At 43.9% G+C, this 24373-nt stretch carries 21 protein-coding genes and 2 tRNA genes; 3 read left to right on the plus strand and 20 right to left on the minus strand.

Annotated features, from left to right (window positions below; translation table 11 throughout):
- Positions 1-37: 37 nt before the first annotated feature.
- From PR834_RS14975 to rlmE, 16 genes are all read right to left on the minus strand, one after another.
- Positions 38-1969 (minus strand): DEAD/DEAH family ATP-dependent RNA helicase, encoded by a 1932-nt coding sequence (locus tag PR834_RS14975; RefSeq protein WP_004905887.1) that lies wholly within the window; start codon positions 1967-1969, stop codon positions 38-40.
- A gap of 170 nt (positions 1970-2139) precedes the next feature.
- Positions 2140-3057 carry a lipoprotein NlpI gene (gene nlpI, locus PR834_RS14980; RefSeq protein ID WP_226617020.1) on the minus strand — a complete coding sequence of 306 codons (918 nt, stop codon included), beginning with the start codon at positions 3055-3057 and terminating at the stop codon, positions 2140-2142.
- Positions 3058-3150: 93 nt separating this feature from the next.
- A complete protein-coding gene (gene pnp / locus PR834_RS14985; RefSeq protein ID WP_094961648.1) occupies positions 3151-5274 on the minus strand; it encodes a polyribonucleotide nucleotidyltransferase in 2124 nt (707 codons plus the stop codon).
- A 403-nt stretch (positions 5275-5677) separates the two neighbouring features.
- Positions 5678-5947 carry a 30S ribosomal protein S15 gene (gene rpsO / locus PR834_RS14990; protein WP_004905890.1) on the minus strand — a complete coding sequence of 90 codons (270 nt, stop codon included), beginning with the start codon at positions 5945-5947 and terminating at the stop codon, positions 5678-5680.
- A 112-nt stretch (positions 5948-6059) separates the two neighbouring features.
- On the minus strand, positions 6060-7013 hold the full coding sequence (gene truB, locus PR834_RS14995; RefSeq protein WP_144139682.1) for a tRNA pseudouridine(55) synthase TruB: 954 nt from the start codon (positions 7011-7013) through the stop codon (positions 6060-6062).
- Positions 7013-7423, minus strand: coding sequence for a 30S ribosome-binding factor RbfA (gene rbfA, locus PR834_RS15000; RefSeq protein WP_004905894.1), 411 nt, complete (start codon positions 7421-7423; stop codon positions 7013-7015). The genes truB and rbfA overlap by 1 nt, the downstream gene beginning before the upstream one ends.
- A gap of 86 nt (positions 7424-7509) precedes the next feature.
- Positions 7510-10248 (minus strand): translation initiation factor IF-2, encoded by a 2739-nt coding sequence (gene infB, locus PR834_RS15005; RefSeq protein ID WP_094961650.1) that lies wholly within the window; start codon positions 10246-10248, stop codon positions 7510-7512.
- A gap of 23 nt (positions 10249-10271) precedes the next feature.
- Positions 10272-11780 carry a transcription termination factor NusA gene (gene nusA, locus PR834_RS15010; protein WP_004905898.1) on the minus strand — a complete coding sequence of 503 codons (1509 nt, stop codon included), beginning with the start codon at positions 11778-11780 and terminating at the stop codon, positions 10272-10274.
- Positions 11781-11803: 23 nt separating this feature from the next.
- Positions 11804-12256, minus strand: coding sequence for a ribosome maturation factor RimP (gene rimP, locus PR834_RS15015; protein WP_036958775.1), 453 nt, complete (start codon positions 12254-12256; stop codon positions 11804-11806).
- Between the two features lie 252 nt (positions 12257-12508).
- Positions 12509-12585 (minus strand) — tRNA-Met (locus PR834_RS15020).
- 58 nt (positions 12586-12643) lie between these two features.
- A tRNA-Leu gene (locus PR834_RS15025) sits at positions 12644-12733 on the minus strand.
- Between the two features lie 115 nt (positions 12734-12848).
- A complete protein-coding gene (secG, locus tag PR834_RS15030; protein ID WP_004905902.1) occupies positions 12849-13193 on the minus strand; it encodes a preprotein translocase subunit SecG in 345 nt (114 codons plus the stop codon).
- A 220-nt stretch (positions 13194-13413) separates the two neighbouring features.
- The gene (glmM, locus tag PR834_RS15035; RefSeq protein ID WP_004905906.1) at positions 13414-14751 is read right to left on the minus strand and encodes a phosphoglucosamine mutase; all 1338 of its coding nucleotides are present in this window, start codon (positions 14749-14751) and stop codon (positions 13414-13416) included.
- Between the two features lie 4 nt (positions 14752-14755).
- Positions 14756-15592, minus strand: coding sequence for a dihydropteroate synthase (gene folP, locus PR834_RS15040; protein WP_096864330.1), 837 nt, complete (start codon positions 15590-15592; stop codon positions 14756-14758).
- A 66-nt stretch (positions 15593-15658) separates the two neighbouring features.
- Positions 15659-17638, minus strand: coding sequence for an ATP-dependent zinc metalloprotease FtsH (ftsH, locus tag PR834_RS15045; protein ID WP_153673818.1), 1980 nt, complete (start codon positions 17636-17638; stop codon positions 15659-15661).
- A gap of 57 nt (positions 17639-17695) precedes the next feature.
- Positions 17696-18325 carry a 23S rRNA (uridine(2552)-2'-O)-methyltransferase RlmE gene (gene rlmE / locus PR834_RS15050; RefSeq protein WP_004905912.1) on the minus strand — a complete coding sequence of 210 codons (630 nt, stop codon included), beginning with the start codon at positions 18323-18325 and terminating at the stop codon, positions 17696-17698.
- A gap of 135 nt (positions 18326-18460) precedes the next feature.
- Here rlmE and yhbY point away from each other — a divergent pair, with 135 nt between their 5' ends.
- A complete protein-coding gene (yhbY, locus tag PR834_RS15055) occupies positions 18461-18754 on the plus strand; it encodes a ribosome assembly RNA-binding protein YhbY (protein ID WP_004905914.1) in 294 nt (97 codons plus the stop codon).
- A 118-nt stretch (positions 18755-18872) separates the two neighbouring features.
- Here the strand turns inward: yhbY and greA are convergent, their stop codons facing one another.
- Positions 18873-19349: a transcription elongation factor GreA gene (gene greA / locus PR834_RS15060; protein WP_004905916.1), complete on the minus strand. Its 477-nt coding sequence runs from the start codon at positions 19347-19349 to the stop codon at positions 18873-18875.
- A gap of 245 nt (positions 19350-19594) precedes the next feature.
- Between greA and dacB the strand changes: the two genes are divergently transcribed.
- Entirely contained in the window at positions 19595-21043 is a 1449-nt protein-coding gene (gene dacB, locus PR834_RS15065) for a serine-type D-Ala-D-Ala carboxypeptidase (RefSeq protein WP_272536757.1), read from the plus strand.
- Positions 21044-21103: 60 nt separating this feature from the next.
- Here dacB and cgtA read toward each other — a convergent pair whose 3' ends face one another.
- From cgtA to rplU, 3 genes are all read right to left on the minus strand, one after another.
- Positions 21104-22279, minus strand: coding sequence for an Obg family GTPase CgtA (gene cgtA, locus PR834_RS15070; protein WP_036958779.1), 1176 nt, complete (start codon positions 22277-22279; stop codon positions 21104-21106).
- A 165-nt stretch (positions 22280-22444) separates the two neighbouring features.
- A complete protein-coding gene (gene rpmA / locus PR834_RS15075; RefSeq protein ID WP_004905922.1) occupies positions 22445-22702 on the minus strand; it encodes a 50S ribosomal protein L27 in 258 nt (85 codons plus the stop codon).
- A 19-nt stretch (positions 22703-22721) separates the two neighbouring features.
- Positions 22722-23030 carry a 50S ribosomal protein L21 gene (gene rplU, locus PR834_RS15080; RefSeq protein WP_004905925.1) on the minus strand — a complete coding sequence of 103 codons (309 nt, stop codon included), beginning with the start codon at positions 23028-23030 and terminating at the stop codon, positions 22722-22724.
- 334 nt (positions 23031-23364) lie between these two features.
- Here rplU and ispB point away from each other — a divergent pair, with 334 nt between their 5' ends.
- A complete protein-coding gene (gene ispB / locus PR834_RS15085; protein ID WP_096864332.1) occupies positions 23365-24336 on the plus strand; it encodes an octaprenyl diphosphate synthase in 972 nt (323 codons plus the stop codon).
- Positions 24337-24373 lie beyond the last annotated feature (37 nt).

Consider the following 24373-nt stretch of genomic DNA (forward strand, 5'->3'; position numbering starts at 1 on the left):
CATTTTATTAGGGAATAACTTCCCTAAAACCTAGCAATTACGCGTTATGGCTGCTGCTACGACGACGAGGTGCTGCATTAGTACCATCTTGACGTGGAGCAGAGTTACCACGGTCACGGTTACCACCGCCACGACGCTCACCACCGCTACGACGTTCGCCACCGCGCTCACCGCCACGGTCATTACGACGACCTGCACCAAAGCCACCTTCGCTGCCGCCATCACGACGACCACCACCACGACGCTCACCACCGCCGCGACGTTCGAACGGTTGTGCATCACCGATCAGCTGCATTTGAGTTGGTTTATTCAAAATGCGTGCGCGACTTAAATGAGTTAACACGTCAGTTGGCATGCCTTTTGGTAATTCAATTGTCGAGTGCGTTCCGTACAATTTGATATTACCGATATAACGGCTGCTGATATCCGCTTCGTTAGCAATCGCACCAACAATGTGACGAACTTCCACACCATCATCACGGCCAACTTCAATACGGTACATTTCCATATCACCGACATCACGACGCTCACGACGTCCGCCACGCTCACCACGTTCTGCACGGTCAAAACCATTGCCGTTGCTGTTGCGGCGATCACCACGGCGATCATCGCGATCATTAAATTCACGACGTGGACGACGTGGCGCATCTGGTGGCAGGATCAGAGCACGTTCACCTTGTGCCATTTTCAGTAATGCTGCGGCTAAAGTTTCCATATCTACATCTTCTGATGGAGACATTTTTGCTAACAGTGAACGATATTGGTCTAAATCGCTGCTTTCTAATTGCTGTTGAATTTTCTCAGCAAATTTCGCCTGACGACGTTGGCTCAGCAGATCTGCATCTGGTAATTCAACTTCAGGAATAGTCAGTTTCATCGTACGTTCAACGTTACGTAGCAGACGGCGTTCACGGTTCTCAACAAACAGTAACGCACGGCCCGCACGACCCGCACGGCCTGTACGGCCAATACGGTGAACGTAAGACTCGGCATCCATTGGGATGTCATAGTTAACAACTAAACTAATACGCTCAACGTCCAAACCACGCGCTGCAACGTCAGTTGCGATCAAGATATCTAAACGACCATCTTTTAAGCGCTCTAAAGTTTGCTCACGCAGTGCTTGGTTCATGTCACCATTTAGTGCAGCACTGTTGTAGCCATTGCGTTCTAACGCTTCAGCCACTTCTAATGTTGCATTTTTGGTACGCACGAAAATAATTGCTGCATCAAAGTCTTCTGCTTCTAAGAAACGCACTAACGCTTCATTTTTACGCATACCGTACACTGTCCAATAACTCTGAGCAATGTCTGGACGGGTTGTAATGCTAGCCTGAATACGAATTTCTTTCGGGTCTTTCATAAAACGACGTGTAATACGACGAATTGGCTCAGGCATTGTTGCAGAGAACAGCGCAGTTTGGTGCTCAGCTGGAATTTGGCTCATGATGTTTTCAACATCTTCAATGAAGCCCATACGCAGCATTTCATCAGCTTCGTCTAAGACTAAGCCTTTTAATTTAGAAAGATCTAACGTGCCACGTTTTAAGTGATCAAGAAGGCGGCCTGGTGTACCCACAACAATTTGTGGTCCTTGGCGCAGTGCACGTAATTGTACGTCATAACGTTGACCACCATACAGGGCAACAACGTTAACGCGGTTCATATGTTTAGAGAAATCACTCATTGCTTCCGCTACCTGAACAGCCAACTCACGAGTTGGAGCAAGTACTAAAATTTGCGGAGCTTTTAAATCTGGGTCGATGTTATGCAGTAATGGCAAACTAAATGCAGCAGTTTTACCGCTACCTGTTTGTGCCATACCTAATACATCGTTGCCATCCATTAACAATGGAATACATTGCTGTTGGATTGGTGATGGTTTTTCATATCCCAGGTCATTTAGTGCTGTCAAAATAGATGCTGATAAACCTAACTCAGCAAAAGAAATATCGGTCTCAGTAGTCATGTAAAGGTGCCTCATACATAATGGCAGCCAGTTTACATAACCATGCGAAAATCATTTCGGTCATTTTCATTTAAAATGTGAACTGGCTCAAATTGTGTTTATTAAACGAACAAATAGGCCGTCACCCCGAGGGATGATGACTTAAAAATTTATCATGAAATGTTCGTCAGCTATTGCTGGCCCGATTCTAAAAGGTCGTCTTGTTCTTGGCCTAACAGCGCCAATTCCAACAATGCATAGCGGTGTTCAACAAAGCTGTGAGCGTTGTTAGCTACCGTCAGTTTGAATAACGCAACTGCGCTATCCTTATCCCCCAGACTTAGGTAATGCTTACCTAAATAGAAGTTAGTTTCACTGAGATGCTCAGCGAGCGAAGTGTTATCCGTAGATGTTTCTTTCAAACGCTCCATCAATGTATTTTCATTGATATTGCCAAGATAGAATTCTACGATATTCCAGCCCCATTGCCCTTTCTCCGCTTGGTTGTAGCGGGCAGCAAGATTATCTTGCGCCATACGCGGGTCTATGTCTTTCTCTACGAGGTAAAGCCACAGAGTACGAAAAGGATCATTTGGATCTATCTGATAATACGCCAGCAGATCATCCTGCGCTAGTTTGTACCGTTCACCGTAATATAATGCGATGCCACGATTCATTCGCGCGAAATTGTAAGTTGGATCAAGCTCTAAAACAGAATCAAACGCTTCATAGGCAGCATCATAATTGCCTGCCTGCGTAAAATATATCCCTAAAAAATTAAAAACTTCAGGAATATCAGGACGAATGGCTAACGCAGTTGAAAAATCATTACGTGCCAGCGCCCTTAAACCGAGACTATCATACAACACACCGCGCTCATATAAAAGCTGTGCGTATTCATCATCGGTTAAAGACCGACTCGCAAGGATTTGTTCCATACGAGCCAGTATCACTTCTTGTTGCAATGAAGGTTGAAGTGGAACGGCAAATACCTCGTTCTTTCGCCAATCTTTGCTACTACATCCAATAATAACAAAAAAGATAAGCGCCAAGAGCACACGCGGTAACGTGCGATAATCTCTCACCCGAAGACAGATACTGTTCAACATACTCCGCCCTTACATTACCACGCTTTACAAATGATGGTTTCAGCAAATTTAGGCTGATAGCGCCCTAACTTAATAGAGCGCTGTTAAGTCAGCTTACTCTGCTGAGTCCTGCGGTTGTGCACTTGCTTCTTCAGTTGCTACCGCTTCTTTCATGCTAAGACGGATACGGCCCTGACGGTCGATTTCCAATACCTTAACAGGAACTTCTTGACCCATTTGTAGGTAATCAGTCACTTTCTCAACACGTTTGTCCGCGATTTGAGAAATATGAACCAGACCTTCTTTACCGCCGCCAATCGCAACAAATGCACCAAAGTCGACAATACGGGTTACTTTACCTGGATAAATGCGGCCAACTTCAACTTCTGCTGTGATATCTTCAATACGACGAATTGCTTCTTTCGCTTTAATACCATCAGTTGCTGCAATTTTCACAGTACCGTCATCTTCGATCTCGATAGTCGTGCCTGTTTCTTCCGTTAACGCACGGATCACAGAACCACCTTTACCGATGACATCTTTGATTTTGTCTGGATTGATGCGGATAGTGTAAATACGTGGAGCAAATTCAGAGATTTCTTCACGTGGGCCATTGATTGCTTGTTCCATCGTACCAAGAATGTGCAAACGCGCACCTTTTGCTTGGTTTAAGGCAACTTGCATAATTTCACGCGTGATCCCTTCAATTTTGATGTCCATTTGCAGTGCACTGATACCTTCACGGCTACCAGCCACTTTAAAGTCCATATCACCTAAGTGGTCTTCGTCACCTAAGATATCAGACAGAACAACGAAATCTTCGCCTTCTTTTACCAGCCCCATTGCAATACCTGCAACAGCGGCTTTAATTGGCACACCAGCATCCATCAGTGCTAATGACGCACCGCAAACTGATGCCATTGATGATGAACCATTGGATTCAGTGATTTCAGACACAACACGTACAGTGTATGGGAAATCTGCGTGGTCAGGCATCACAGCTAACACACCGCGTTTCGCTAAACGGCCGTGACCGATTTCACGACGTTTTGGTGAACCCACCATGCCAGTTTCACCGACAGAGTATGGAGGGAAGTTGTAATGGAATAAGAAACGGTCAGTATATTCGCCCATTAATTGGTCGATAACCTGTGCATCACGCTCTGTACCTAAAGTTGCAGTTACCAGTGCTTGAGTTTCACCACGAGTAAACAACGCAGAACCGTGAGTACGTGGCAGAACCCCCGTACGAACGTCCAGTGCACGAACCATATCTTTTTCGCGGCCATCGATACGTGGCTCACCACGGATAACACGGCTACGAACAACTTGTTTTTCTAAGCTTGCTAAAATATCTGCAACTTCAGAAACATCAACGTTTTCGTCTTCAGCAACTAATACTGCAGTGACTTCTTCTTTGATTAAGTCAACCTGCGCGTAGCGCTCTTGTTTCTCAGTGATGCGGTAAGCATCGCCCATACGGCTTTCAGCTAATTGTGCAACACGGTCATGAAGAGCTTGGTTAACTGGCTCTGGCTGCCAATCCCATTTCTCTTTACCAGCTTCTTTCACTAATTCATTGATATTCTGAATAACAACTTGTTGTTGATCGTGGCCAAATACCACTGCACCTAACATTTGCTCTTCGCTCAACAAATCAGCTTCAGATTCAACCATTAATACCGCGTTATCAGTACCTGCAACCACTAAATCCAAACGGCTGTTTTTCAGTTCGTCTGCTGTAGGATTCAGAACATATTGGTCATTGATAAAACCAACACGTGCAGCACCGATTGGGCCATTGAATGGAACACCTGACAGCGCTAATACCGCTGATGCACCAATCATCGCAACGATATCTGGGTTAACTTGTGGGTTAACAGATACAACGGTCGCAATGATTTGAATTTCGTTATAAAAACCTTCTGGGAACAGAGGGCGTAGAGGACGGTCGATCAGACGTGCGATTAACGTTTCGCCTTCACCAGGACGACCTTCACGACGGAAGAAACTTCCAGGGATGCGGCCCGCTGCATATGTACGTTCTTGATAGTTAACAGTTAAAGGGAAGAAATCTTGACCTTCTTTCACTTTTTTCTGTGCAACTGCAGTCACGAATACTGCAGTGTCATCCATGTTAACCATAACAGCAGCAGATGCTTGGCGTGCGATCATACCGGTTTCAATCGAAACAGTATGTTGACCGTATTGGAATTTACGAACAATAGGATTTAACACTATATTACCCTTTTTGTAAGGCTACCTGAGATTCTCAGGGAGCATTGGTTTACTCTTCCTACTACAGCCTCGCGACTAATGAGAATACTGATGTTCTAGTGATCAATTCTCTCATTAGCCGCGCGAATCGGATGTAGCGAAGAGGCATTAATAAAAACAACTCACTACGATTTATAGCTTAGCATTTAAGTTAAGTATAATTCGAGTATTACTTCAACTTTCAAAATAACTTTTAGAAGAAAAGGGGCCTCTGGCCCCTTTTCTCTGAAACTGACTCTACTCGTCATACTTCAAGTTGCAACGTTGTTGACTACATTCACTCGTACTAGCCACATACTCATGTATGTACCTAGTAACTCACTCATTTGTCGCCTAGCTGCAACTCAAATTATCTAGAGTAAGATTAGCGGCGCAGACCTAAACGCTCGATAAGAGCAGTGTAACGCGCGATATCTTTACCTTTCAAGTAAGCTTGTAAGCGACGACGCTGAGCAACCATACGCAGCAGACCACGACGGCTGTGGTGATCTTTTTTGTGCTCTGCAAAGTGACTTTGCAGGTGGTTGATTTGTGCAGTCAGCAGAGCGATTTGAACTTCGCTTGAACCAGTGTCATTTTCACCGCGGCCGAACTCAGCAACGATTTTAGCTTTCGCTTCATTACTTAGAGACATAATAAACTCCAAAATGATTAATGTAAGTGATGAGAGCCAATCTCTAATTTAGCATCTCAAGATTAAGCGCCGCTATTCTACGCTGCTTAAGGCAGCAAAGCAATAAGCGCCACTACACGGACTGTTCATTTTCCACAACCAAACGCTTCGGTGCTATACGGCCATCTTCACTCACCAGAGCAATACCGATAAACCGCTGCTCAGCGCCACAAGTGACTCGAACCATACAACCTTCTTCAAGGCCTTGGACTGCGGCTCTCACAGGTTGACCCTGCTTAAAATAAGCCGCTGTTTCTTCTGTAATATTTACAGCTGGAAAATGAACGACTGCCGTATCCATTGGCAACAATAGAGAGTCGAGCAATGACTCAAAAGAACCTTCACCCGCATCTACTTTTGCCCGTAAATCAGCTAATTGTTCTAATGTTACCATTCGCTCATAAGGGTAATTAGCCACTTGCACTCGACGCAGGTAAATCACATGCGCACCACAGCCTAACATCTCACCTAAATCATCGATAATTGTACGAATATAGGTTCCTTTAGAACAGTGTATCTCCAGTTCTAATTCATTATTTTCTAAACGAATAAACTGCAATTCATACACTGTAATTGGGCGAGCTTCACGCTCAACTGTAATCCCTTTACGCGCATATTCATACAACGGACGACCTTGGTGTTTCAACGCTGAATACATTGAAGGAACTTGTAATGTATCACCACGGAAAAATTCTAAAGCATCATCTAGTTGCTGCTGTGTAAACTCTACGTTACGCTCACTAATAATTTCGCCATGTGAATCTGACGTATCAGTGCGTTGCCCAAGACGTGCAATCACGCGATAACGTTTATCTGAATCGAGTAAAAACTGGGAAAATTTCGTCGCTTCGCCGAGACAAACAGGCAACATACCTGTTGCGAGAGGGTCAAGTGCCCCCGTGTGCCCAGCTTTATTGGCATTAAAAAAGCGCCGCACTTTTTGCAGCGCATCATTTGAAGAAATGTCCGTGGGTTTATCCAGCAGCACTACGCCGTCAATATTACGGCCGCTACGACGACGCCCCATTATTTTTCCTCTTTATCACTAACATCCGCACGACGTTTTTCATCATCGCGGATCACATTTGACACTAAATTAGACATCCGCATACCGTCAACAAGAGAGTTGTCATATTCAAATGTTAACTCAGGAATAATACGCAAACGCATTGCTTTTCCAATTAATGAACGTATAAAGCCTGATGCTTCATTTAATGCTTTAATGCCATCTGCAACCATTTCTTCTTCGCTTTTATCGTTAGCGATATTGAAGAAGGTCACAAAGACTTTACCGTATGCGAGATCGCGAGATAACTCGACACCTGAAACGGTAGCCATACCAATACGTGGGTCTTTGATCTCACGTTGTAAGATGATCGCAATTTCTTTTTGCATCTCTTGCGCAACGCGTTGTGCACGACTGAATTCTTTTGCCATCGTTATATCTCCTGACAATAAAGGGGGCAAGCGCCCCCTCATTCATACTGTTTTCTCACCACGACATTTCGTGGGTACTCACAAAATTAACCGTCAATAGAACGTTTAACTTCAATAATTTCGAAAACTTCAATCATATCGCCTACACGAACATCGTTGTAGTTCTTAACGCCGATACCACATTCCATACCGTTACGAACTTCATTGACGTCATCTTTAAAGCGACGTAGTGACTCTAGCTCACCTTCATAAATAACCACGTTATCACGTAATACGCGGATTGGGTTATTACGTTTGATAGTGCCTTCAGTGACCATACAACCAGCAACCGCGCCGAATTTCGGTGATTTAAATACATCACGAACTTCTGCAAGTCCAATAATTTGCTGTTTGTACTCAGGCGCTAACATACCGCTCATAGCTTGTTTGATTTCATCAATTAAGCTATAGATAACAGAGTAGTAGCGTAAGTCAACACTTTCACTTTCAATTACGCGACGAGCAGAAGCATCTGCACGTACGTTGAAGCCTAAGATGATAGCATTCGATGCCGCAGCTAATGTTGCGTCAGTTTCAGTGATACCACCTACACCAGAACCGATGATTTTAATTTTAACTTCATCAGTCGACAGCTTCATTAGAGAGTCGGTAATTGCTTCACAAGTACCTTGTACGTCGGTTTTCAGAACGATGTTCAGCTCAGACACTTTACCTTCTTCCATGTTAGCAAACATGTTTTCCAGTTTAGATTTCTGCTGGCGAGCTAATTTAACATCACGGAATTTACCTTGACGATACAAGGCAACTTCACGTGCTTTTTTCTCGTCACGTACAACGGTAGCTTCATCACCCGCTGAAGGTACGTTAGATAAGCCTAAGATCTCAACAGGCATTGAAGGGCCTGCAGACTGAACTTCTTTACCTAATTCGTTACGCATTGCACGAATACGGCCATATTCGAAACCACACAGGACAATATCGCCTTTGTTCAGTGTACCTTCTTGAACTAAGATTGTTGCAACTGGGCCACGACCTTTGTCTAAGTACGACTCAACAACGACACCACTTGCCATGCCTGCATATACCGCTTTCAGTTCTAAAACTTCAGCTTGCAGCAAGATAGCATCGAGCAACTCGTCAATACCGGTACCTTTCTTAGCAGAAACACTGATGAACTGAGTATCACCACCCCAGTCTTCAGAAATAACACCGTACTGAGACAGCTCATTTCTAACGCGGTCTGGATCAGCTTCTGGTTTATCAATTTTGTTTACTGCAACAACAATTGGTACACCCGCTGCTTTCGCATGCTGAATAGCTTCAATTGTTTGTGGCATAACACCATCGTCTGCAGCAACAACCAGAACAACGATATCCGTTGCCTGAGCACCACGAGCACGCATTGAAGTAAACGCGGCGTGACCTGGGGTATCTAAGAAGGTAATCATACCCTTATCAGTTTGTACGTGGTAAGCACCAATGTGCTGAGTAATACCCCCCGCTTCACCTGATGCCACTTTCGTTGAGCGAATGTAGTCAAGTAGAGAGGTTTTACCATGGTCAACGTGACCCATAATGGTCACAACTGGCGCACGTGGCTCTTGAAGTGCAGAACCTGTATCACGGTCATTCATTACCGCTTCTTCTAATTCGTTTTCACGACGCAGAATAACTTTGTGACCCATTTCTTCTGCAACTAACTGTGCAGTTTCTTGGTCAATCACTTGGTTGATAGTCGCCATTGCGCCCATCTTCATCATCGTTTTGATGACTTGAGAACCTTTTACTGCCATTTTATTAGCAAGTTCACCAACAGTGATTGTTTCACCAATCACAACATCACGGTTAACCGCAACTGCTGGTTTAGTAAAGCTTTGTTGTAAAGAACTACCTTTACGTTGCTTACCTTTGCTGCGACCCGAACGGCCTGCGGCACGTTCTTCTTCGCGATCTGCTTTTTCAGAAAGTTTATTACCTTTCTTCTGGCGAGGTGCTTTTGCAGTACGATTACGTGAACGACGGCCTTCTTCTTTCTCATCACTTTCATCTTCAGCTGCACGAGCGTGCGTTGAAGTTGTTGTGTGATAATCGCTGTCTTCTTCAGTTTTCGTTTCAGCAGTCCACTTTTCACCGTTTTCTTCTGCCATTTTGCGTGCTTCTTCAGCTACGCGACGTGCTTCTGCTTCAACTTTGCGCTGAGTTTCTTCTTCAGCTTTACGTTTTAGCTCCGCAGCTTCAGCTTCACGGCGTTGTTTGTCGGCATTACTTTCTACAGCTTTGCCTGGTTTTTGTTGATTTTCGCTTGGTTTCACTTTTTCTCTTTCCGCTGCTTCGCGCGTAGCTTTATCTGCTGCTTCACGTTTTGCTTTCTCTTCGGCTTCACGTTTTGCCTTTTCTTCCGCTTCACGTTTAGCTGTTTCTTCTGCTAATCGTTTTGCTTCTGCTTGACGTTGTGCCAGTTCTTCAGCTTCGCGCTGTGCCTGCTCTTCCGCTTCACGCTGCGCCTGCTCTTCCGCTTTTGCTTCTTCAGCATCACGGTTCACATAAGTGCGTTTTTTGCGGACTTCGACATTTACCGATTTGCTTTTGCCACCGGTGACGGGGACACTCAGCGTACTACGAGTTTTGCGCTGTAGTGTCAATTTGCTTGGCTGACCCGCTACCCCGCCTTGTTCACGGTTTAAATGGCTCAGTAAAGCTTCTTTTTCTGACTGGCTAACAGAGTCATTCTCACCTTTTTTGATCCCTGCTTCAGCAAATTGCTGTACCAGGCGATCAACTGTGGTTTGAATTTCCGTTGCCAATGTTTTTACAGTTTCTGTCATGCCGTTCCTTCCTGCTACAGTGTTTACGCATCGTTACCGAACCAGCAAATATTACGTGCGGCCATGATGAGCGTACCTGCTTTCTCATCATCCAGACCTTCAATATCAATCAGGTCGTCGATGCCCTGCTCAGCAAGATCTTCCAGTGTACAGATTCCACGAGTAGCCAAATTATAGGCAAGAGTACGATCCATACCTTCAAGATTCAATAAATCTTCTGCTGGCTGATTATCACCTAGGCTCTCTTTTTGAGCCAATTCTATTGTGGTGAGGGCCGCTTTCGCTCTTTCACGTAGAACTTCAACAGTCTCTTCGTCAAGACCATCAATTTCCAGAAGTTCATTAATAGGCACGTAAGCCAGTTCTTCTAACGTCGAGAAGCCTTCTTCAACAAGTGCAGTGGCAAACTCTTCATCAATATCAAGATGCTTGGTGAATGTATCAATAGAAGCATGTGCTTCTGCCTGATGTTTTGCATTAAGCTCTTCTGCGGTCATGACATTTAATTCCCATTTGTCATCACCACGGTGTTTTTTCAGTAACTGAGCTGCCAGACGAACGTTTTGACCGTTACGTCCAATGGCTTGTGCCAAATTACTACTTTCTACGGCAACATCCATCGTACATTTGTCTTCATCGACTACGATAGATGCAACATCAGCCGGAGCCATTGCATTAATAACGAATTGAGCTGGGTTATCATCCCATAACACAATATCAATTCTTTCGCCGCCTAATTCACTAGAAACGGCTTGAACACGTGCACCACGCATACCAACACAAGCACCAACTGGGTCGATACGCTTGTCATTAGTTTTAACTGCGATTTTTGCACGAGAGCCTGGGTCACGAGCAGCGGCTTTAATTTCAATAATTTCTTCGCCGATTTCTGGCACTTCAATGCGGAATAATTCAATCAGCATTTCAGGGCGAGAACGCGTAACAAAAAGTTGCGCGCCGCGTGCTTCAGGACGAACATCATACAGGACTCCGCGGATACGGTCACCTGGACGGAAGTTTTCACGTGGCAACATATCTTCACGCAGAATAACGGCTTCCGCGTTATTGCCTAAATCTAACGTGATATTTTCACGATTAACTTTTTTCACCTGAGCAGTGATAATTTCACCTTGTTGCTCACGGAATTGGTCAACAACCATCGCACGTTCTGCTTCGCGCACTTTCTGTACGATAACTTGTTTAGCTGTTTGGGTAGTAATACGGTCGAATACAACAGATTCAATTTGATCTTCGACGTACTCTCCAAGCTGGAGCGCTGGGTCTTCATACTGAGCCGCTTCCAACGTAATTTCACGCGTTGGCATTGTGACTTCTTCCACAATTAACCAACGACGGAACGTGTCGAAATCACCTGATTTACGGTCAATTTCTACACGAACATCAATTTCTTGCTCGTATTTCTTTTTAGTCGCCGTCGCTAATGCAGTTTCCAGAGCCTCGAAGATTTTTTCACGAGGGAGGGATTTTTCGTTAGAAACCGCTTCTACAACAGCCAGAATTTCTTTATTCATCCTAGTTGCCTCATTGAACTTTATTAAAAGTGGGGTACCAAGTTAGCTTTCTGGATGTTGCCGAGGGCGAACACCTCATCCTTACCATCTACAGTAACCGTAATCATTTCACCGTCTATGGCCTTAATAATTCCTTGCCACTTACGGCGGTTCTGCATTGCTATACGCAAAGTCAATGCCACCTCTTCCCCCATAAAACGCTCATAATGCGCAATGGTGAATAATGGACGTTCAAGCCCTGGTGACGATATTTCCAGGTTATAAATGACAGAGATTGGATCTTCAACGTCCAATACTGCACTGACCTGATGGCTGACATCAGCACAATCATCAACAGTGATGCCTTCTTCACTATCAATGAAGACACGCAGTGTTGATGTACGGCCACGGACAAACTCTAAGCCTACAAATTCAAAGCCTAGCGCCTCCACAGGTGCTGAGATCATCTCTGTTAATTTCTGTTCTAATGTGGACAAGCCCACCCCCAGACATAAAAAAAGGGCTATAAAAGCCCAGTTAATTCGATTGTCAAATAACAAAAAACCCCGAAATTCGGGGCTTTATGCAACTGGACCCTGTAGTGCACGGGTTCACCATATTCTTATTATACCTGTAAAATCTAGAGAAATCGATGAGAAATTTTGAGAGCTGTTAGATAACTGCACTTGATTACTACACCGGATAACTACTATAGACCACGATACTGACAAGGTATGTTGAATAAGAAATGGTTGCGGGAGCCGGATTTGAACCGACGACCTTCGGGTTATGAGCCCGACGAGCTACCAAGCTGCTCCATCCCGCGTTCGAAAGCGTGTCATATTCTACACAGATAACCTGTAAATCACAAGCATCTTAAATAATGGTGCCGAGGACGGGACTTGAACCCGTACGCCCGTTTTGTAGGCACTACCACCTCAAGGTAGCGTGTATACCAATTTCACCACCTCGGCACTGAGGCGAGGTTATCAATATTCAATCAATAACCTCAAATTTTAACTTCTTGCTCATCGCTGAGCTTACTACTTAATGATGGCATTAGTTGCCTTCATTCGGAATCTTTCACACTTAACGAGGGATATCGCTCGTTGGTGTAGCTGGTGCTGCCGGAACGTCTGTTGGTTGCTCGACTTTTGTAGGTTCACTAATGTTTTCCCACTTACTACCACTACCAGTTCCGTACTTGTTGGCAGTCATGTTGCCAAGTATTAAACTGATGATGAAAAACACAGCAGCCAAGATTCCAGTCATACGGGTCATGAAGTTACCTGAGCCCGATGAACCAAACAGTGTTGCAGAAGCGCCCGCACCGAATGAAGCTCCCATGTCAGCACCTTTACCTTGCTGTAACATAATCAGACCAATAAGCCCGATAGCCGCTAGCAAGAAAATAATTAAAAGAGCTACATACATTTGAGTTACCTATTCAGTTGCGGTGCATAGCCTAATGCTATGACCTTTATCACTGCACACCTGCTCATTTCGGCCGTAAAGAAACACTCTTACGGGATTGAGCAGGTGCGAATACTAACCAAAGCTGAGCCGACAAGCAAGTCTATTTTAATTCCATTTGATTATTTGCAGAAAAAAACAACAAATTATCAAAATATTGCTCAGCTTCACCAATAACAACTTAGCCAGCTGCTTTTACTGCATCAGCAATATGGTTTGCCATTGCAGTCACATCAGCTTCGTTTTCACCTTCAACCATAACTCGGATTAATGGCTCTGTTCCTGATTTTCTCAGTAATACGCGGCCTTTTCCTGCCAATTGTTTTTCGACTTCTTCGTTCGCTGCAACAACTGCATCACTTTGTAATGGGTCGTGTTGGCCTTTGAAACGTACGTTAACTAGCACTTGTGGTAATAATTTCATACCGCTGCATAAATCATGTAGGCTCATATGGTTACGTACCATAGCGCTTAATACCTGCAAGCCTGCAACAATCCCATCACCAGTGGTCGTTTTATCTAATAAAATCACGTGGCCTGAGTTTTCAGCCCCCATGCGCCAACCTTTTTCCTGTAATTTTTCGAGAACATAGCGGTCGCCCACTTTTGCACGCTCAAAAGGAATTCCTAGCTGTTTTAGGGCGATTTCTAAACCCATATTACTCATTAATGTTCCCACTACCCCACCTTTTAACTGGCCTTGGCGTAGCGCTTCACGAGCAATAATGAAGAGAATTTGGTCACCATCGACTTTTTCACCGAGGTGATCAACCATAATAATGCGGTCACCATCACCATCAAATGCTAAACCGACATGCGCTTTTTCTTCCAAAACTTTTTGTTGTAACTGGCGAACGTCTGTAGCGCCACACTCTTCGTTGATGTTGATTCCGTTAGGATCGCAACCGATAGTGATGACTTCTGCCCCTAACTCACGGAACACATTTGGTGCGATGTGGTAAGTAGCCCCATTAGCACAATCAATGACAATTTTTAAACTTGCAAGGCTTTGTTCGTTCGGGAACGTACCTTTACAAAATTCAATATAACGGCCGGCAGCATCTACAATACGGTTTGCACGACCTAATTCAGCTGACTCAACGCAGGTGATCGGCTTTTCCATTTCAGCTTCAATGGCTTCTTCGACTTCATCAGGCAGCTTAGTCCCATCAATTGAGAAGAATTTAATCCCATTATCATAATATGGGTTATGAGACGCTGAAATAACAATTCCCGCTTCTGCGCGGAAAGTACGTGTTAAATAAGCAACCGCTGGGGTTGGCATTGGACCTGTGAAAGATGCGGATAAACCTGCCGCTGCTAAGCCCGCTTCTAATGAAGATTCCAACATATAGCCAGAAATACGCGTATCTTTACCAATAATAATTTTACGTGAACCATGACGAGCGAGGACTTTCCCTGCCGCCCAGCCTAATTTTAAAACAAAATCAGGGGTAATTGGGCTATCACCCACTTTGCCACGAATACCATCAGTACCAAAATATTTACGGTCGCTCATACGCTTATTTTTCCTTTTCTGACAGAGTCATCTGTACCACTTGCATCGCTTGCACGGTTTCTTTGACATCATGAACTCGAATGATGTGAGCCCCTTGCATCGCAGCAATCACTGCACAAGTTAGGCTGCCTGCGAGGCGTTCTTGTGGTGGAACATTCAATAATTGTCCAATCATAGATTTACGTGACATCCCTGCCAATAGCGGTAGTCCGAAATTATGAAATTGTTCTAAGTTTGCCAATAACTGGTAATTATGCGACAAGTTCTTACCAAAACCAAAGCCTGGATCAAGGATAATTTGTTGCCTCTCTATCCCTGCGCCCACACACCGGGTGATTTCAGCATCAAGATAGTCTTTTACCTCACGCACCACATTTTCATAATTTGGCGCTTCTTGCATCGTTCTTGGCTGGCCTTGCATATGCATAATACAAACGGGTAAACCTGTTTTCGCGGCGACGACTAATGCGTCTGGCTCATGTAGAGAACGAATATCATTGATGATATGCATACCTGCGTTTGCTGCTTCCGCCATGACTTGGGCTTTAGAGGTATCGACTGAAATCCATACATCAAAACGCTGGGCTATTGCTTCAACAACAGGAATAACCCTATCAAGTTCCTCATTCACAGAAACTTCGGCAGCCCCTGGACGGGTAGATTCGCCACCAATATCAATGATAGTCGCACCGTGTTGCACCATTTTTGCCACATGTTCAAGCGCATCATGATAACGATTATGAGTGCCACCATCTGAAAATGAATCAGGAGTGACATTCAAAATCCCCATCACCTTAGGTGTGGATAAGTCAAGGACACTGCCTCTCGCTTTGATTTGCATTGTTATTTTTCCTTAACGAAAAAAACCCCAGCGAACTGGGGTCTTAATATTTTATTTCACGACCGCTTATTGTGGTTTGCTGTCGTTATTATCTGATGGGTTTGATTCATCAGCATTATTACTATTACTTGTGTTATTTGGTTCTTCAGACTGTGGTTTTTCCGCTGTAGGTTCCGCTTTTGGCGCACCTGTACCGAACGAACCAGTGACATTACTCACTTTTTTGTCTTCATCCCAACCTGCTGGCTCACGCACTGGACGGCGGTTCATCAGGTCATCAATCTGTGGCATATCAATGGTTTCATATTTCAATAATGCATCTTTAGTCGCATGCAGAATATCAATATTGTCTTCCAATGTTTTGTATGCCAATTGATAACAGTGGTCCAGAATTTTTTTAATTTCTTCATCGACAATACGTGCTGTCTCATCAGAAATTCCTGAACCATTACCTGAAGAGCGACCTAAGAACGCTGGGCCTTCTTCTTTCGAATACTGCATTGGGCCTAAGCGGTCAGAGAAGCCCCACTGAGTCACCATGTTACGTGCCGTATTCGTCGCAAACTGAATATCGGAAGAAGCACCCGTTGTGACTTTATCGCGACCATAAATCAGTTCTTCTGCAATACGACCTGCATATGCCGTTGCAATCATACCTTCGAGCTTCAAGCGGCTACGACTGACTTCATCACCTTCTGGTAAGAAGAAAGCAACACCTAACGCTTGCCCACGCGGAACGATCGTGACTTTATGGACAGGGTCATGTTCTGGCATTAAATGACCGATAATCATATGACCACCTTCATGGTAAGCCGTTGATTCTTTTTGCTCTTCGGTCATCATCAGAGAACGACGCTCTGCACCCATCCAAATCTTGTCACGCGCTTTTTCAAACTCAACCATAGAAACAACACGCTTATTCGCGCGAGCAGCAAACAATGCGGCTTCGTTCACTAAGTTTGCGAGTTCAGCACCTGAAAACCCAGGTGTTGCACGTGCAAGAATGAAAGTATCTACATTTGGGTCAATAGGAACACGACGCATATGTACTTTCAGAATTTGTTCACGGCCACGAACGTCTGGTAAGCCAACGACTACCTGACGGTCAAAACGACCTGGACGTAATAAAGCAGGGTCAAGTACGTCAGCACGGTTAGTTGCTGCTATAACAATGATCCCCTCATTACCTTCGAAACCGTCCATCTCAACTAGCATTTGGTTCAGTGTTTGTTCACGCTCATCGTGACCACCACCAAGACCCGCACCACGTTGACGACCTACCGCATCGATCTCATCGATAAAGATGATACAAGGCGCTGCTTTTTTCGCTTGTTCGAACATGTCACGAACACGAGAAGCACCCACCCCCACAAACATTTCCACAAAGTCAGAACCGGAAATGGTGAAGAATGGAACTTTTGCCTCACCAGCGATAGCTTTTGCCAGTAATGTTTTACCTGTTCCTGGAGGCCCTACCATCAGGACGCCTTTTGGAATTTTACCGCCAAGTTTTTGGAAACGAGCAGGTTCACGTAGAAACTCTACGATTTCGCCCACTTCTTCTTTGGCTTCATCACACCCAGCAACGTCTGCAAATGTTGTTTTGATCTGATCTTCTGTCAGCATGCGGGCTTTACTTTTGCCAAATGACATTGCCCCCTTGCCGCCACCGCCTTGCATCTGGCGCATGAAGAAAATCCAGACACCAATCAACAGAAGCATTGGGAACCAGGAAATAAAAATAGATGTCAGTAAGCTAGGTTCTTCTGGTGGTTCACCAACAACCGTCACATGCTTATTTAGCAAAGTGTCTAACAGCTTCTCATCCTGCATAGGAAGATAAGTTGTATAGCGGCTATTATCAGCCTTTCTGACGTTCAATTCACGACCTGTGATACGAACTTCACGTACCTGATCCTGGGCTAACTCATTGATAAACGTAGAATAATCAACTCTGCGACTATTCGAATCGCTTGGGCCAAAACTCTGGAACAAGGACATCAGAACAACTGCGATGACTAACCAGAGAATCAGGTTTTTCGCCATGTCACTCAAGGGATTAACCTCATATTACAACTGTGTTAACAAATAACGCTCAGGGTACTACAGTTTTAGCCCTGTCGCTACAATGTATACTTCACGTGACCGTGCGCGCGAAGATTCGGGTTTACGAACTTTTACTTTCGTAAACAGGGAGCGGATATCCCTAAGGTAATCGTCAAAGCCTTCTCCCTGAAACACTTTAACAATGAAACTCCCCCCAGGCGCCAATACAGCACGGCACATATCCAAAGCTAATTCAACTAGATACATAGAGCGAGGAATATCAACCGCTGGTGTCCCACTCATATTTGGAGCCATGTCAGACATGACCACCTGTACTTTTTTGTCGCCAACGCGTTCTAACAAAGCGGCGAGAACGGCTTCATCGCGAAAATCCCCTTGCAGGAAATCAACGCCAACGATTGGGTCCATCGGCAATAAGTCACAAGCAATAACCCGCCCATTATGACCTATTTGGCTAACAACGTATTGCGACCAACCACCAGGGGCTGCTCCTAAATCAACAACGGTCATACCTGGTTTAAAAATTTTATCACCTTGCTGGATTTCTTCCAGCTTAAACCATGCACGTGAGCGTAGCCCTTTTTTTTGTGCTTGCTGAACATATTTATCACTAAAATGCTCTTGCAACCAGCGACTTGAGCTTGCCGAACGTTTTTTATTGGCCATTGTGCTTTCCAACTATACTAAAAGAACTTCACCTAACTTGCTGCTTCTTTACCATCAAAAAGATATAATTGATGGTGATAGATATCAGATGGCGGTAGAATAAGCCATTTTCAATACTAACCAAGCAAAAAATCAATGAATCTTAATAAAAAACAAATTCAGCACCTAAAAAGTCTCGCTCACCATTTAAACCCTGTTGTTATGATCGGCAACAATGGTTTAACCGAAGGTGTTTTGGCTGAGATTGAACTCTCATTAGCACATCATGAGCTTATCAAAGTCAAGATCGCAGGCGAAGACCGTGATACTAAAAATTTGATCGCTGATGCGATTGTTCGCGAAACTGGTGCAGTAAATGTACAAATTATTGGTAAAATTCTTGTTATCTACCGTCCTTCGGCAGACCGCAAAATCATTTTACCTAAATAATCCCCCATCATTTATATAAAAATGCCATTGAAAGCATGTTTTATATGATGAAAAAGGCCGCCTGCGGCCTTTTTCTTTAAATCAGGGAAATAATATAACCAATTCAGGGAAATAGGAATCAGATATACTCAACTTTAAGAATTTCGAACTCGACATCACCACCTGGGGTTTTAATCGAGACCGCATCATCAACTTCTTTACCCACTAAACCGCGTGCTATCGGTGAGTTCACAGAAATCAGATTGATCTTAATATCTGCTTCATCATCACCAACAATACGATACGTTAGCTCTTCGTCAGTATCAACATTCAATACTGTCACAGTCGCGCCAAAGATAACACGACCGTTATTGACCATTTTAGTTACATCGATCACTTGAGCGTGAGAAAGTTTCCCTTCGATTTCTTGAATACGGCCCTCACAGAAACCTTGTTGCTCACGTGCTGCATGATATTCTGCATTTTCTTTTAAGTCACCGTGCTCACGCGCTTCTGCAATAGATGCAATAATTTCTGGGCGACGGACAGATTTAAGGAATTCTAGCTCTTCTCTTAGCTTATCCGCACCAAGTACCGTCATCGGGATCTGTTTCATTAATAAATACCTCGGTTCAATCCTATCTAAAAACAAGTATCTTCCTGATTTTGTAACAACAGTACACCGAACACCTGCGTAAAACCGGGGGTGTTCTAGTAAAAAAACGCAATCAGACTTATGTACTCATTTATCTTATCATAATGTACGCTATTTTAACTGAGACTTAATAACGGGTCACCGTTTACTTTCTTGGGCATTACACTTTAGTATGTATTATATGTCCACCCTAATGCGTGAAATATATGTCATTATTAACTTTAACCAGAAAATGGATAATCTCTTTAGGAATTACCTTAGCTAGTACGCAAGTTTTTGCGATTCCTATTGATGAATACAAACAATATTTACCTGATGGCACTAACCTTGCTCTGGTCGCGCAAAAAGTGGGAAGTAGCACCCCATTAATTGATTATAATGCACAGCAAATGGCATTACCTGCAAGTACACAAAAGGTTGTGACCGCTCTTGCTGCCCTATTGCAACTGGGGCCAGATTACCGTTTTGTCACCAATTTTGAAACTGATGCAAAACTTAGCAACAACACACTGACGGGTGATTTAGTGATCCGCTTCAGTGGTGACCCGACATTAACCCGCCAACAAATTCGCAATATGGCGAATGTATTAAAGCAGCTTGGGATCCATAAAGTTGACGGCGATCTCGTCGTTGATATTTCTGCTTTTACTAGCCATGACAAAGCACCGGGATGGGTTTGGAATGATATGACCCAATGCTTTAGTGCACCACCCGCTGCGGCTATCATTGACCGTAACTGTTTTTCAGTTTCTCTTTACCCTGCTGAAAAAGCAGGAGATTTTGCATTCATTAAGGCGGCTAGTTTTTACCCTGTCAATATGTTCAGCGAAGTCAAAACATTAGCTAAAGGTTCCCCTGAAGCGCGCTATTGCGAACTTGATGTCGTTCCTGGTGAACTGAACCGCTACACCCTAACAGGTTGTTTAACTCAACGCAGCGAGCCCTTGCCACTTGCCTTTGCGGTACAAAATGGAGCGAGTTACTCCGGAGCAATTGTCAAAAATGAGTTAACCACCGCGGGTATTGAGCTAACTGGCCATGTGAAAAAACGCACATTTCCTGCGGCTCAATCACAAGTATTAGTCAAAACCGAATCTAAGCCGCTACATGACTTGTTAAAAGTGATGCTCAAAAAATCCGATAATATGATAGCGGATACCGTTTTTCGTACCATTGGGCGTGAATATTATGGTGTTCCGGGAACTTGGCGTTCAGGATCCGATGCGGTAAGACAAGTACTGAAGCAAAAAGCGGGGATCGACCTTGGCAATACCGTGATGGTAGATGGATCGGGATTATCTCGCCATAATTTAATCACCCCAGCAACCATGATGGAGATCTTGCAGTTTATCGCTAAAAATGATCAACAACTCGATTTTATTTCTATGCTTCCACTTGCCGGCCATGATGGCACTTTGCGTTACCGTGGTGGTTTTGATGAGGCAGGTGTAAATGGAAAAGTTTCCGCTAAAACGGGAGCGTTACAAGGGGTTTATAATCTCGCTGGTTTTATCACAACCGCCAGTGGTCAACGTGTGGCTTTTGTGCAATTTATCTCCGCTTATGCGGTACCACAGAGCCAGCAACGTACTCGTCGAGTACCATTAGTGCGATTTGAAAGCCGTTTGTATAAAGATCTGTATCAGAAAAACTGATCATACGCGATTTAGACAGTAAAAAGGCGCTTTCGCGCCTTTTTACATTTCTAAGATAAACTATTTTTGATAAATAATTTCGACACCTTCGTCGTCATCTTCATCCCAATCGTCATCCCAGTCATCATCAAAATCTTCAGTACCAGAAAGTTGTTCTTTGTGATAATCATCCCACATGAATTCAACTTTTTCAGGTTGCTGTGTATCTTCAGTCGTTGCCATATCACGCGGTTGAGTATTCATAAATTCCATGATATCCCAACACAGTGCTTTCACACCTTCGTGGTTAACTGCTGAAATCATATAGAATTTATCTTCCCAGCCCATCGCTTTGGCAATTTCTGCTGCGCGCTGTGCTGATTCCTCTTCACCTAAGATATCAATCTTATTGAAGACTAACCAACGTGGTTTTGCTGCCAGCTTTTCACTGTATTTTTCTAACTCACTGATGATGATCTTCGCATTTTCGACAGGATCAGACTCATCAATAGGGCAAATATCAATCAAGTGAAGTAAAACACGACAACGTTCTAAGTGTTTCAGGAATTGGATCCCAAGGCCTGCACCTTCCGCTGCGCCTTCGATCAACCCTGGAATATCCGCAACCACAAAGCTTTGTTCGTTATCCATACGCACGACACCCAAGCTTGGGACTAAAGTGGTAAATGGATAATCAGCAACTTTTGGTTTTGCTGCTGACACTGAACGAATAAAGGTAGATTTACCTGCATTCGGCATACCAAGCATACCAACATCTGCTAACAGCATTAGTTCTAACAGTATTTCGCGAGTTTCCCCTTTTGTCCCCATGGTACGTTGACGTGGAGCACGATTCACTGAAGATTTAAAACGGGTATTTCCAAGCCCATGGAAACCGCCTTTAGCGACCATATGACGTTGATCATGACGAGTCATATCACAAAGTACTTCATTGGTCCCTAAATCGCGTACACGCGTTCCTACAGGCACTTTAACTGTGATATCTTGACCACGTTTACCTGTACATTCACGGCTTTGGCCATTCTGGCCGCGCTCTGCACGAAAGGATTTTTCAAAACGATAGTCGATTAGCGTGTTGAGGTTTTCGTCTGCTTGTAAGTAAACGTCCCCACCATCGCCACCGTCACCACCGTCCGGTCCCCCTTTAGGGATGTATTTTTCACGGCGGAAGCTGACACAACCATTGCCACCATCTCCTGCCACGACCAATATTTTGGCTTCATCTACAAATTTCATAATTCTCTCTCCGCTTCTGAGCCGCATAACGCTGGATGGCTGTTCTACTCAGAGATGGTGCATCTTTAATACGTGTGTAGTTCATTAAAGATCAAATATCTGAATATAAAAAGCCCCGCAAAAGGTTTTTGCAGGGCTTTAATTCTGAATTAAAGGTCAGAAAACTTATTCAGCTTCGATGCTGATAAATTTACGATTGTTTGGACCTTTAACTTCAAATTTAACTTTACCGTCCGCTAATGCGAACAGAGTGTGGTCACGGCCACAACCTACGTTGTTACCTGCGTGGAACTTAGTACCACGTTGACGAACGATGATGCTACCTGCTAATACAGCTTCACCACCAAAACGTTTAACACCTAAACGTTTTGCTTCTGAGTCACGACCGTTACGAGTCGAACCACCAGCCTTTTTGTGTGCCATTAATCTGCTCTCCTAAATCTTAAGCGATGACAGTGATCTTAACATCAGTGAACCACTGACGATGACCCTGTTGTTTACGGCTATGTTTACGACGACGGAATTTGACGATTTTAACTTTTTCGCCACGACCGTGTGCAACCACTTCCGCTTTCACTTTAACGCCTTCAACGACAGGAGCGCCGATTTGGATCTCATCGCCATTAGCAACCATCAGAACTTGATCAAATTCAACAGTTTCACCTGTTGCGATGTCCAGCTTTTCTAGGCGGACAGTTTGACCTTCGCTAACTCGGTGTTGTTTACCACCACTTTGGAAAACCGCGTACATATTAACTCCGCTTTCCGCGTACCCGCTAAATATTTCAATTCCAGAGCACGCTATAAAATATTCACAATAGGGCGCGAATTCTACGCAAAAAAGCAGCAGAACACAAGCCAATAATGCGGTTAGATGACAAAAAATACGACTTTTTTCTCAATAACCGTTTTTGAACGTTGATTTTGTCCCTATTCACTCAATTGTTACTTATTTAAACATTTTTTGCATCACACCTGATAATCTTATAATTAATAATGTTATGCTAGAAAGATAACTGTTCTATCGGTCTCCCAACTTTTTATTTCGGGAATGAACCAAAAACTAATAATATGAATAAATTAAGATGAATTTAGAATCTATTATTGAACTGACAACTGAGGATATGTCAGCGGTAAACGAAGCCATCCTCAGTCAATTGAATTCAGATGTTGCGCTAATTAACCAGCTTGGTTATTACATCGTCAGTGGTGGCGGTAAAAGGATCCGGCCCATGATCGCAGTGCTTGCTGGTCGATCCTTAGGTTACTCGGGCCATAAACATACCCAAGTTGCTGCATTGATCGAGTTCATTCATACAGCAACTTTGCTGCATGATGACGTCGTTGATGAGTCCGATATGCGTCGCGGAAAGCAAACTGCAAATGCTGTTTTTGGTAATGCAGCGAGTGTCTTAGTTGGTGATTTTATTTACACTCGATCATTCCAGATGATGACGGATCTCGATTCAATGCGGGTGCTAAAACTGATGTCTGAAGCGACGAATGTGATCGCTGAAGGGGAGGTTTTGCAATTGATGAACTGCAACGATCCTAACATTACTGAAGAAAACTATATGCAAGTGATCTACAGTAAAACCGCACGTCTTTTTGAAGCAGCAGCCCATGCATCTGCGATTTTAGCTAATGCGACACCAGAGCAAGAAAAAGCACTACAAGATTATGGTCGTTATATTGGGACAGCTTTTCAGTTAATTGACGATCTACTCGATTATGATGCAGACAATGCTCAGCTGGGGAAAAATACGGGGGATGATTTAGATGAAGGTAAGCCTACACTTCCCCTACTTCACGCGATGCAAAATGGTAATGAAGAAGAGTCAGCATTGATCCGCCAAGCGATTGAACAAGGCAATGGGCGTCATCTGTTAGATACTGTTCTTGCAACTATGAAACGCTGTGGTTCCCTTGAATATACTTATGCAAGAGCCCAAGAAGAAGCACAAAAAGCGATTGATGCCTTAAATGTAATTGAAGATTCAATTTATAAAGATGCATTGATCGGCTTAGCTTATATCGCAATTCAACGCCATTCTTAGTCACTAGAAAAGGCAAAACAGGTCAAGAAAAGGGGAA

It is taken from the genome of Providencia sp. PROV182 (assembly GCF_028480325.1).
GTDB classification, from domain to species: domain Bacteria; phylum Pseudomonadota; class Gammaproteobacteria; order Enterobacterales; family Enterobacteriaceae; genus Providencia; species Providencia hangzhouensis.